This is a genomic window from Flavobacterium sp. (assembly GCF_043773265.1).
Classification (GTDB): Bacteria; Bacteroidota; Bacteroidia; order Flavobacteriales; family Flavobacteriaceae; genus Flavobacterium.
Genome location: NZ_JAYVFH010000123.1, coordinates 1 through 11,168 on the forward strand (window position 1 = coordinate 1; position 11,168 = coordinate 11,168).

The following is an 11,168-nucleotide window of genomic DNA, read 5'->3' on the forward strand; positions in this document are numbered from 1 at the left end:
GTAACACAACCAAAAACTGTCATTCTGTTTTTTATTAGTTCATATTTTATTGAAGAATTTACCAATTTGTATCCGTCTAATTTTGTTAGGATTGTTCCAAAAGTGTTTCCGTCAAAAAATTCATCTTGTCTACCATCAACATATTGATAATTTAAAGTAATAAACATTTTCTTGGTTGCAGAAAAATCTAATGAAGCATTTACTTTGTGCTTTGCAATCAATCGATTCAATGCTTCATCAACTTGTGTGAAAGTATAATTAGAATTGAATTTTAATTTTTTATTTATTTGATAATTCAATTCAGTTTCAACTCCTTTGGCTTTATTTTTTCCTTCAATATTAATATAATATGCATCAAAAGTTATAGAATCGAAGAAAAATCCAAAAGAATTTTCTTGCTCTCTAAAAAATGTAACTGCATTTATAATTAATTTTTTATCCAATAATGAAACTTCAAATCCAGCTTCAACAGTAGTGTTTTCTTCAGGTGTTAATGTTGTGTTTCCGTATTGTGAATACAATTGATATAAACTTGGTGTTACATAAGCTGTGCTTAACGAAGTTATAATTTTTACAGGAATATCTTTTCCAAAATTAAACGATGGATTAATATTATAAACAAAGTAATTTCCATATTGACTATGAACATTCAATCGTGTTCCAAGATTTAAATTAAAACCAAAATCAGAATTGTAAACAAAAGTAGCATAAGGATCAATCATGTTGAACTTAGTGTTCTCTTTTGAAATGTTATCATAAGGAGTTTTACTTTGCATATCATGAAATTGATAATTTGCTCCACCGATGATAAAAAAACTTTTATTTATTTGATATTTATTATGCAAATCTAGATTGGTACTTCTAGATTCATAAAGTGAATAATCAATTGTATTAGAAAAAGAATTAAACTCATTATAATCGCGAGTTAACTTTATAAGACTTGAATTAAAAATAAGTTCTCCTTTTTTATATTTATATTTTGGAGAAAATCCAAAACGAAATTGTTTAGATTTTGAAACATTTACATCAGTATCATTAAAACCTGTATTGTCAAAAGTAAAATCGTAGTTGTTTTTTATTCTGTCATAGTTTCCAAAGAAATCTAAAGTCAGTTTTTCACTTGGCTTCACTCCTATTTTAATCATACTGTTTTGTCTAGAAAATCGATCATTTTCATAATCAACATTTATTGGTGCAGCAATTTGTGACATTCCTGTTGTTTCTGAACTATTGAACGAAGCTAGATAATTTACTTTTTCTAAAGTTCCATTTATAGAAATACCTTGATTAAAATCTTGACCATTTATTTTAGAATCATTTACAGTATTGTTTGAACCAATATTTAAGTAAGTACTACCTTGAATTGTTTTTTTTCCAGATGTTTTTAAAGTAATATTAATAACTGCTGTTGCAGCACCAGAACCATAAAGCGCACTTGCTGCACCTTTCATAATTTCTATACTTTCTATTTGGTCAATTGCTATTAATCGCAAATCATATTCAAATGAAATTACAGAAGCATCGGTTACAGGATTTCCATCTATCAAAATTAATACTTGTTGGTTTTTTCCGCCTCGAATATAATATCCAAGATTTTTTCCGTTGGCAGATTGGTTTCCATTAATTTCAACACCAGCAACTGTAGATAGAATATTTGCAAGCGATTGTCCTTGCTTTTTTAGAAGTTCATCATGCGAAATTTTGGTAATTACCTTTCCGGATTTTTCTTTGCTCAAGGCAAATTTCGTGTCCGAAATAACAACTTCATCAAGTTGATTTACCTTTGTAGAATCTTTTACTTGTGAATAACCACAAGCAGTTATTAATGCAAAAATTGCACTAATACAAATTAATTTTTTGTTCATTTTTTTATTAAAAATGGTTCCATAAATGGGAGAAAAGCATAGAATTACCCATACCCAAACCTTTTTTCCCGAAAGTTTGATACTCAATGTATGTGGCAGGTTTCCTGGCTTGCGTCTTGTTGTTTGCCTTCCCAAGGAACTAAAAAATTTAGTAATCTCAGTGACTTTGTAGATAACAACAAGCTAATTAGCATACAGTTGCGGGTACAGCTTTGGATTAAAATAAATAAAAATTATTATTATTTGTGACCAAATTCCCTTTTAATGTTTTTTTGCTTTTGCAAAATAACAACCAAAATACGAGTGCAAAAGTACTTTAAAATATCCTATTTTTGTAAAAAAATTATTCGATGAAAATCATATTTCGCTATTTGTTATTACTTTTTGTGATGTTAACTTGCTTTCAATGCAAACAAACTAATGCTTCGCCTAACGAAATTGAAAACGAAAACACAATTAAATACGCCAAAGGTTTTACAATAGAAAACAAGAATGGATATTCTATTGTAACAGTCAAAAATCCTTGGCCAAGAGCCAACAAATCATATTCTTATATTCTTAAAGAAGCAACCGGAATTATTCCAGATTCTTTAAAAAAATTAATGACAATTAACATTCCAATAAAAAAAATTGTAGTAACCTCAACTACTCATATTCCTTCGTTAGAAATGTTAAATGAAGAAAATTCATTAGTTGGTTTTCCGAATTTAAATTATATATCATCAGAAAAAGTTCGAGTTCTAATTGATGCTAAAAAAGTAAAAGAATTAGGAAACAATCAATCATTAAACACCGAAGTTTTACTTGATTTACAACCCGAAGTCATTATTGGTTATGGAATTGACAACAACAATCCAACTTTTGAAAATTTACAAAAAAGCGGTTTGAAAGTTATGTTAAATGGCGATTGGAACGAGGAAACTCCGCTAGGAAAAGCCGAATGGATTAAGTTTTTTGGAGCTTTATTTGGAAAACAAAAAGAAGCCAATTCTATCTTTTCTAAAATAGAAAATGATTATTTAAAAACTATCGAAATTGCAAAATTAGACATCCAAAAACCAACTATTTTGGCTGGAGATATGTATGAAGATAAATGGTATCTACCAAGAGGAACAAGTTGGGGTTGTCAATTATTAAATCAAGCCAACGGAAATTATTTATGGCAAGAAACTAAAGGAACTGGAAGTTTATCATTATCATTTGAAACGGTTTTAGAAAAAGCAAAACAAGCCGATATTTGGATAACTTCTGGACAATTTGCAACTTTAGCCGAAATGACAAATTCTAATCCTCATTATTCACAATTTAAAGCATTTACTACTAAAAATATTTACTCTTTTAGTGGCAAAAAAGGAAAAACTGGAGGTATTTTATATTATGAATTGGCTCCAAATAGACCCGATATTGTGTTGAAAGATTTAGTGAAAATTATGCATCCAAATTTATTAATTGGTTATAAACCTTTCTTTTTTGAAAAGTTGAAATAGTTTTCACCACGAATTACACAAATTTGCACGAATAAATTGTGTTTAGATTGCACTAATTTTATACTAACTTTGTCATTTCGACCTTTTGGGAGAAATCACATTATGAGATTCCTCGTTCCTCGGAATGACAAATAAATAAATAAATGTTCAAAAATAGAAATTCTATTTTATTCTGCGTTTTATCATTGACTTTGTTAATGGTATTGCTGTTTAATATTTCGTTTGGTCAAGTTGCAATTCCAATAAAAGAAGTATTTAAAAGTTTATTTGGAGTTTCTGCCAATAAAGAAACTTGGGAATATATTATAATAAATTTTAGATTACCCAAAGCAATTACTGCAATTTTAGTTGGAATAGGATTATCAACATCTGGATTATTAATGCAAACACTATTTAGAAATCCACTTGCTGGACCATATGTTTTAGGATTAAGTTCGGGTTCAAGCATTGGAGTTGCCTTAGTTATTCTTGGAGCAAGCACTTTACCAACATTTTTCTCTGAAATTTTACTCTCACAATACGGAATAATTTTGGCATCATGTTTAGGAAGTTTTTTTGTTTTACTTTTAGTATTGTTGGTTTCAAATAAACTTCGAGATACAGCTACAATTTTAATTGTAGGATTAATGTTTGGTAGTTTTGCAAGTGCTTTTGTATCAATTCTAACTTATTTTAGTAGTGCCGAACAATTACAAAAATTCACTTTTTGGAGTATGGGAAGCATTGGGAATTTATCTTGGAATAATATAATTATCTTATCAATTTCTGTATTTATAGGATTATTGATTAGTTTATTTTCTATAAAATCATTGGATGCTTTTTTACTTGGAGAAAATTATGCAAGAAGTTTAGGTTTAAATATAAAGAAATCGCGACTTACAATAATTATTGCAACGAGTATACTTGCCGGAAGTATAACTGCTTTTTCTGGTCCAATTGCTTTTATTGGTTTGGCAGTTCCACATTTGGCAAAGTTGCTTTTTCAAACCAGTAATCATAAAATATTATTTTTTGGAACGCTACTAATTGGTGCAATAATTATGTTATTTTGCGATATGATTTCTCAAATGCCAGGTATGGATTTTACATTACCAATTAATGCAATTACATCAATAGTTGGCGCACCAGTTGTAATTTGGTTATTACTAAAAAAGGAAAGGTTATTTTAATTATTATTAGAAATATGAAAAAAATTAAATCTATAATTGTAACGCTATTTATTCTACTTCCGCTTTTTACTTTATCTAGTTGCGAAGAGTTATTTGATTGTATTGCAAGTGCTTCTCCTCAATTAACAAATAAAAATTTAGCAGTTGGTGGCACAGGAAATTATTATAATGATACAATTACTGCAAGTGTAAAAAATGATTCCAATGATGATGCTTATGGTTATTTTATAACAGTTGAAGGAAATCTTCCAACAGGAATGAATTATAATATCGTTGGAAGAAACATTCACTTTCAAGGTACGCCAACTACTTCTGGAACTTATTCTATAAAAATAATCTTAACCATTGATCCGCCAAGTTATTATGATTCAAATGGTGGATTTTATCAAGATGATAATAGAATATGCTTCGGAAATGATACTACTCAAAAAACATATTCATTAGTAATTAATTAGAAAAACCATTTGAATAATAACAAAAACATTCTTTCTTGTTCAAACATAACTATTGGTTATAAAACCAAGAAGGATGAAATTGTTATTGCAAAAAATTTAAATCTTACTTTAGAGATTGGTAAATTAATAAGCATTGTTGGAGCAAATGGAATTGGAAAATCTACATTAATAAGAACACTTTGCGGAATTCAAAAACCAATCTCCGGAAATGTATTTCTTAATGAAAAAGATATTGAAAATTATCACTCGATTGAATTGGCAAAAAATTTAAGTGTTGTTTTAACAGAAAAATTGCCTCCAAGCAACTTGACAGTTTTTGAATTAATTGCGTTGGGAAGACAACCTTATACTAATTGGTTAGGAAAATTATCTGATGATGATTTTAACAAAATAAACCAAGCTATTAAACAGGTTGAAATTGAGCATTTAGTATCCAAAAAACATTCTGAAATTAGTGATGGACAATTACAAAAAGTATTAATTGCAAGAGCTTTGGCACAAGACACACAGTTAATTATATTAGATGAACCAACAACACATTTAGATTTATTGCATAAAGTTTCGGTTTTTAAACTCTTAAAAAAACTAGCACAAGAAACCAATAAATGCATTTTGTTTTCTACTCACGATATAGATTTGGCAATACAATTAAGTGATCAAATGATTGTGATGACACAAGACGAAATTATTCAAGATGAACCATATAAATTAATTTCAAATGGAATTTTTACAACATTATTCAAAAACGAAAATATTGCTTTTGATAATGAAAAAGGTAAATTTGTGGTTACTAATTAGTTTTTCCTTTTAACAAATTAATACTTACTGTAGCATAATCAGCATCTGGAAATCGTTTAAAAATAGTTTTATCAGGAAACAATCCAACTTCTGAAGCTACTTTGTTAAAAACATCAATTTCGACTATATATTGATCAGAAAAACCATGTGTTGCATCATAAGCTGTTGCTGCCGATTTTCCAATATTAGATGAAGCTAGCTTTGGAGAAATAGTATGCAATTCTATTAATAATAATCCAAATTTATCTACATAAGGCGACCATTTTTGTAAATGTTCAAATAAATTATCTTCAACTAAATTATTATTAATTCGTTTTCCTCTATGCGCAAATGCTCCACTAGAATTACTTACTCTATTAGTTATTTTTTTGGGATTTTCCCACATTCTATTATGATCTAGAAAAGTTCTTACATTAAGTAGATCTTTTAAATCAATTGCATAATTTTCTTTCAAATCATTTGCCAATAAATCTGGTCTTCCAATATCACCCCAAATTACTTTAGCCCAAATATCAGCTTTTATCAAATTGGCACGAGAAACTTTTAAAGCAGCTTGATTATAATCGACACCAACTAAAAATAATGGATATTCGTCAAGTATTTTTCCTCTCAAAGTATGTCTATCAATTACTTCAAAAATATGTTGCAAAAAAGCTCCGTTTCCGCAACCCATATCAAGAATTCCTTTTGGTTGTTCATCAATTGGACGATTAAATAAATCTATTAGAATTTCGTCAACAACTTTAAAATAAGTATCGTGTGCTCCACCACTTCCCCAAACATTCATTTCACGATCTACATGAATTTCATCTGAACCACTATCTTGCATTCTTAAAATTGATGGATTTCCAAATACTAATTCTTCAATTTTGGCAAAAGTTGGCAAATATGAAACTGTAACACCATAAGCAGAAGCTCTTTTGGCAAAAAATAATCCAGTTTCTGTAAATTGATAATTTCCATTTTTTTCAACAAACCATCCTAAAAATGTAAGGAAATCTAAAATTTTTACAAATAATTCAGGCGATTTATGAAACTCTTCTGGTCGAAAAGAAATTTCCATAAAATACTTGTGAAACATTCCATTCATTCCTAGTCGAACTAATGTTGGTCCAACTAAATAACCTTCTATATGTTTTAAAATTTGATTCTGAATTTCATTTGTTAATTTATCTTCTGAAAAAGTAATTTCGTAATTAATTTTGTATTTTTCAAAAATAACATTCAGTTTATTAAACGGCTCTTCTTCAAAAAGTCGAGGATGAAATTGTGTTGAAAAATGAAGTAAATCAACCACGTCTTCATACAAATAAAATAAAGAAAAAGCGGTTTTGCTTTTCTGATTTACAGAAACTTTAATTTCTTGAGTAGCATTATTAATGTGATAATCAATAAAACCTTGTGAAGCTAAAATTCGCAAACCAACGTTAAGATAACCTTCGTTGGCATTAAATTTAGTGGTTAGCTCATCTAAACTAACTTGAGTTTTTTCTAGCAAATAAGCTAACACTCCTTTTTTATTCAATGCTACTGCAACTGGTGCTGTTGCTAAACCATCTAGATGGTTGAAAATAATACTTCGTAATTGAGATTTATCAGTTAGCATATAAAATTTGATATAAAATTTAAGTAAATATATAAAAACCTATTTACCAATTTGTCTTTTAGCTTCTCCAACTACAAAAGCCACAGAATTTGCAATGTTGAAACTTCTAATTAAATTAGACATTGGAATAGTTAAATGATTCTCAAATTGGTCTAAAATTTCTTGACTCAAACCAACACTTTCTTTACCAAAAACCAACCAATCACCATCTTTAAAATCATTTTCGTAAATTGTTTTTTTAGCATGTGAACTCATCAAGAAAACTCTTGATTTATCTAAAACTTTTGAACTCCATTGTTCAACATTTTGATATTCGGTAACATCAAGATGCACCCAATAATCAAGACCAGAACGTTTCAAGTTTTTATCATTAATTACAAATCCAAACGGATGAATTAAATGCAATTTACTTTGGGTTCCAACACACAAACGACCAATGTTTCCAGTATTATTTGGTATTTCTGGTTCTACTAAAACTATATTTAACATTTATAATTGATATAAAAATAAATCTAAATCATCAATTTTTTCGAAACCTTTATCAGAAGTTATTAAAGGTATTTGAAGAAATAATGAAGTTGCTGCAACAATTGCATCTGGTGTTTTTGCTTTATTTTTTTGCTTAATATTAATACAAGCTTCTTTAATTTCATTATTTAAAGTTATAATGGTACATTCTGATAAGAAAAGATTTATCTTGTTTTTATCATTTCTTGACAAACCATTATAACCAAGAAGTTCAATTTCAGTAATTATTGAAACAAACAGTTCCAATCCATTTAAAATAGAAAACAATTCTTTATCTCCATCAAGTAAATAAAGTACTATATTGGTATCTAAAACTATTTTATTACCACTCACTTCTCAATTCTTTTTGAATTTCTAGTGCATCTTTATTAAGTTTTATTACACCTATATGCTTTGTCAAATCTATTCCTTTACTTTTTTTAGTTTTTTGAATTGAATTTAGTTTTTTTTCGAACTCTTTTTTGCTAGTGTTTTTATTGATAATTATTGTCATAATAAAAAATATTTAATCAAATGTAATTATTATTTTTATAGTTAATATTAAAAGTTGCTCAATTTTATACACTTATTATATCTACTTTCAAAACTTCGCCAGCTTTTAAATCATTCAAATATATATTTCCAATTCGCACTCTTACTAATCTTAATGTTGGAAACCCAACAGCGGATGTCATTTTTCTAACCTGTCGAAACTTGCCTTCATTAATGGTTATTGACAACCAAGAAGTTGGTCCGTGACGATCATCACGAATTTTTTTTGCGCGTTCTCCAAATTCTGGAATCATTTCTAAAATTGATGCTTCACATTTTTTTGTAATGTATTTTTTTCCGTCAAAACCAATTTCTACTCCATTTTTTAATTTCTCAATTGCTTCTTGATTTATTATTCCGTCTACTTGAACATAATATTCTTTTTCTATTTTTTTACTTCTAACAATTTCGCTCATCATTCCATCGGTTGTAAGTAAAAGCAATCCTTCTGAATCTTCATCCAATCTTCCAATTGCCATTGTACCAATAGGAAAATCATATAATTCTCCTAACAATTTTTTTTTACGTTTTAGCTCATAAATAAATTGTGATAAGTAACCAAATGGTTTAAAAATAATAAAATGTTGATGAACTGACATGTTTTTTTATAAACCACAATTATAGCTTTTTTAAACTAAAGAAAGGCAAGATATTCAATAAAAATATTCTTGAAATTATATAATAAAAAGTTAAAATTATATAAATTTCATCATTAAAATAGTTATAATTTTAACATTTAAATTAAAACTTTACTATCATGAAAAAAATCACTTTATTTATTTCTAGTGCAATATTAATAGCTTCTGTTTATGCATTAGTAAAAATCATTAGTTCAACTGCTGGAATTAATGATCTAATTTTCATGACTTTATTAATATTAATAGTTCTTATTTGTTTAGTTGTAAGTATATTAATTTTATATCAATTAATAAATAATAAGAAAAAAAACAGAACCTTAAATTATAATAGTTATTCAGATAGAAGAATTAAAAATCAAGAATTTGAAAAATTTTTTACATGGATACATGATTAATTATTTTAGTTAATAGTTTTTTCTATATTTACTTTCCTAAAAAAAGTAATTTATGGATGTCACAATTCTAACTGTTTTAATTTTTATCATTGGAATAATCCTAGGGATTTATTTTGGAAAATTATTGTTTTCTGCCAATTCTAAAACAGAAAAAGCTTCGCTTGAAGAAAAAATAAACGGATTATATACTAACATAAATCAACAAAAAGAGCAATCGTTAATAGATAAAAACGACTACGAAAAATTATTAGCAAATTCAAATTCAGAGAAAGAAACCATTCGAGCTGAAAAAGATTCGTTGGCAATTCAACTTACTAAGAAAGAAACCGATTTTGAAAATCTTTGGGAACGCAATAAAGAACAAAAGCAAGAAGTTGAGCAACTACAAGAAAAATTCACCAAAGAATTTGAAAATTTAGCCAACAAAATTCTAGAAGAAAAAACCAATAAATTTACAGAACAAAATAAAGAAAATCTTAAAAATATTCTTTCGCCATTGCAAGATAAAATTCAGCTTTTTGAAAAAAAAGTAGAAGATACACACAAAGAAAGTATAGATTATCATGCAGCATTACGTCAGCAAATAATAGGTTTGCGCGAAATGAACGAACAAATGAGCAAAGAAACTCTAAATCTTACTAAAGCATTAAAAGGCGATAGCAAAATGCAAGGAAATTGGGGTGAACTTATTTTAGAAAGAGTATTAGAAAAATCTGGATTAGAAAAAGATAGAGAATATTTTGTGCAACAAAGTTTTATTACCGAAGATGGAAATAGAGTTTTTCCCGATGTAATTATTAATCTACCGGATGGGAAGAAAATGATTGTAGATTCTAAAGTTACTTTAACAGCTTATGAACGATTTATAAACGAAGATGATGATGTTATAAAATCACAACATTTAAAAGAACATGTAGTTTCTATAAACCGTCATGTAGAACAATTGGGCAACAAGAATTATCAGGATTTATATCAAATGGAAAGTCCAGATTTTGTATTGCTATTTATTCCAATAGAATCAGCTTTTGCAATTGCTTTAAATGAAGATACTAGCTTGTATAACAAAGCATTTGAAAAAAATATTGTTATTGTTACACCGTCAACATTACTTGCTACTTTGCGAACAATTGATAGTATGTGGGCAAATCAAAAACAACAAGAAAATGCTTTGGAAATTGCTCGACAAGCTGGAGCATTATATGATAAATTTGAAGGTTTTGTTTCCGATTTGATTAAGATTGGAAAGAAAATGGATGAAGCTAAAGTAGAATATTCTTCAGCTATGAATAAGTTGACTGAAGGAAAAGGAAATTTAGTAACAAGTGCCGAAAAGTTAAAGAAAAATGGGGGCTAAAGCGAAAAAAGCTTTGCCAGAAGCCATTTTAAAAAGAGCAGAAAATAACGAAGAATTACTAACCGAATCTGATAATTAACTCAGGTTAAAAACCGAACAATATGACTATAATGCGAAAAATTTTAGTGTATGGAATATTAGCCGTTGTATTAGCAGCTTCCGCCTACATTGCAGCTTTATATTATGCTACTTTTAGCGAGGGAATTAGAACTGGTGAATTAATCAAATTTAGTCATAAAGGATATGTTTTTAAAACTTGGGAAGGCGAAATTAGTCAAGGAATTTCTGCAAGGCCGCGTTGAATGCGATGGGCATGTCCCTGGCGCGCGACCTCAAGAGCCG

The 11,168-nt window shown here is 28.2% G+C and carries 12 protein-coding genes, 1 pseudogene and 1 riboswitch; of the genes and pseudogenes, 7 read left to right on the forward strand and 6 right to left on the reverse strand.

Annotated elements, in window-relative coordinates; genetic code table 11:
* On the reverse strand, nucleotides 1-1,865 hold a 1,865-nt coding region (locus ACH2BO_RS06625; protein WP_395043967.1), incomplete at its 3' end, for a TonB-dependent receptor plug domain-containing protein.
* A gap of 76 nt (nucleotides 1,866-1,941) precedes the next feature.
* Nucleotides 1,942-2,177: riboswitch (cobalamin riboswitch) on the reverse strand.
* Nucleotides 2,178-2,215: 38 nt separating this feature from the next.
* Between ACH2BO_RS06625 and ACH2BO_RS06630 the strand changes: the two genes are divergently transcribed.
* From ACH2BO_RS06630 to ACH2BO_RS06645, 4 genes are all read left to right on the forward strand, one after another.
* On the forward strand, nucleotides 2,216-3,352 hold the full coding sequence (locus tag ACH2BO_RS06630) for an ABC transporter substrate-binding protein (RefSeq protein ID WP_395043968.1): 1,137 nt from the start codon (nucleotides 2,216-2,218) through the stop codon (nucleotides 3,350-3,352).
* A 143-nt stretch (nucleotides 3,353-3,495) separates the two neighbouring features.
* Entirely contained in the window at nucleotides 3,496-4,521 is a 1,026-nt protein-coding gene (locus ACH2BO_RS06635; protein ID WP_395043969.1) for an iron chelate uptake ABC transporter family permease subunit, read from the forward strand.
* Nucleotides 4,522-4,535: 14 nt separating this feature from the next.
* On the forward strand, nucleotides 4,536-4,976 hold the full coding sequence (locus ACH2BO_RS06640; RefSeq protein WP_395043970.1) for a hypothetical protein: 441 nt from the start codon (nucleotides 4,536-4,538) through the stop codon (nucleotides 4,974-4,976).
* A 9-nt stretch (nucleotides 4,977-4,985) separates the two neighbouring features.
* A complete protein-coding gene (locus ACH2BO_RS06645) occupies nucleotides 4,986-5,774 on the forward strand; it encodes an ABC transporter ATP-binding protein (protein ID WP_395043971.1) in 789 nt (262 codons plus the stop codon).
* On the opposite strand, the gene ACH2BO_RS06650 is transcribed toward ACH2BO_RS06645, so the two are convergent.
* The 5 genes from ACH2BO_RS06650 to ACH2BO_RS06670 form a co-directional block, all read right to left on the reverse strand.
* A complete protein-coding gene (locus tag ACH2BO_RS06650) occupies nucleotides 5,767-7,380 on the reverse strand; it encodes a class I SAM-dependent methyltransferase (RefSeq protein WP_395043972.1) in 1,614 nt (537 codons plus the stop codon). The two genes, ACH2BO_RS06645 and ACH2BO_RS06650, sit on opposite strands and share 8 nt — an antisense overlap.
* Before the next feature lie 39 nt (nucleotides 7,381-7,419).
* Nucleotides 7,420-7,869, reverse strand: a complete 450-nt coding sequence (locus tag ACH2BO_RS06655; RefSeq protein WP_395043973.1) for a tRNA (cytidine(34)-2'-O)-methyltransferase — start codon at nucleotides 7,867-7,869, stop codon at nucleotides 7,420-7,422.
* Complete coding sequence (locus ACH2BO_RS06660) at nucleotides 7,870-8,241, reverse strand: type II toxin-antitoxin system VapC family toxin (RefSeq protein ID WP_395043974.1); 372 nt, start codon at nucleotides 8,239-8,241, stop codon at nucleotides 7,870-7,872.
* Nucleotides 8,231-8,401, reverse strand: coding sequence for a hypothetical protein (locus tag ACH2BO_RS06665; RefSeq protein ID WP_395043975.1), 171 nt, complete (start codon nucleotides 8,399-8,401; stop codon nucleotides 8,231-8,233). Before ACH2BO_RS06665 ends, ACH2BO_RS06660 begins: the two co-directional genes overlap by 11 nt.
* A gap of 64 nt (nucleotides 8,402-8,465) precedes the next feature.
* The gene (locus ACH2BO_RS06670) at nucleotides 8,466-9,038 is read right to left on the reverse strand and encodes a pseudouridine synthase (RefSeq protein WP_395043976.1); all 573 of its coding nucleotides are present in this window, start codon (nucleotides 9,036-9,038) and stop codon (nucleotides 8,466-8,468) included.
* Nucleotides 9,039-9,196: 158 nt separating this feature from the next.
* Here ACH2BO_RS06670 and ACH2BO_RS06675 point away from each other — a divergent pair, with 158 nt between their 5' ends.
* From ACH2BO_RS06675 to ACH2BO_RS06685, 3 genes and pseudogenes are all read left to right on the forward strand, one after another.
* Nucleotides 9,197-9,472 (forward strand): hypothetical protein, encoded by a 276-nt coding sequence (locus ACH2BO_RS06675; protein ID WP_395043977.1) that lies wholly within the window; start codon nucleotides 9,197-9,199, stop codon nucleotides 9,470-9,472.
* A gap of 52 nt (nucleotides 9,473-9,524) precedes the next feature.
* Nucleotides 9,525-10,905 (forward strand): annotated as a pseudogene (gene rmuC, locus ACH2BO_RS06680) (DNA recombination protein RmuC).
* A 31-nt stretch (nucleotides 10,906-10,936) separates the two neighbouring features.
* Nucleotides 10,937-11,128, forward strand: coding sequence for a hypothetical protein (locus ACH2BO_RS06685; RefSeq protein ID WP_395043978.1), 192 nt, complete (start codon nucleotides 10,937-10,939; stop codon nucleotides 11,126-11,128).
* The last annotated feature ends 40 nt before the right edge of the window (nucleotides 11,129-11,168 follow it).

Bases quoted from the DNA above. Each gene is read 5' to 3' on its own strand.
- ACH2BO_RS06630 (WP_395043968.1), top strand. From the start codon at position 2,216: ATGAAAATCATATTTCGCTATTTGTTATTACTTTTTGTGATGTTAACT.
- ACH2BO_RS06635 (WP_395043969.1), top strand. From the start codon at position 3,496: ATGTTCAAAAATAGAAATTCTATTTTATTCTGCGTTTTATCATTGACT.
- ACH2BO_RS06640 (WP_395043970.1), top strand. From the start codon at position 4,536: ATGAAAAAAATTAAATCTATAATTGTAACGCTATTTATTCTACTTCCG.
- ACH2BO_RS06650 (WP_395043972.1), bottom strand. From the start codon at position 7,380: ATGCTAACTGATAAATCTCAATTACGAAGTATTATTTTCAACCATCTA.
- ACH2BO_RS06655 (WP_395043973.1), bottom strand. From the start codon at position 7,869: ATGTTAAATATAGTTTTAGTAGAACCAGAAATACCAAATAATACTGGA.
- ACH2BO_RS06665 (WP_395043975.1), bottom strand. From the start codon at position 8,401: ATGACAATAATTATCAATAAAAACACTAGCAAAAAAGAGTTCGAAAAA.
- ACH2BO_RS06670 (WP_395043976.1), bottom strand. From the start codon at position 9,038: ATGTCAGTTCATCAACATTTTATTATTTTTAAACCATTTGGTTACTTA.
- ACH2BO_RS06675 (WP_395043977.1), top strand. From the start codon at position 9,197: ATGAAAAAAATCACTTTATTTATTTCTAGTGCAATATTAATAGCTTCT.
- ACH2BO_RS06685 (WP_395043978.1), top strand. From the start codon at position 10,937: ATGCGAAAAATTTTAGTGTATGGAATATTAGCCGTTGTATTAGCAGCT.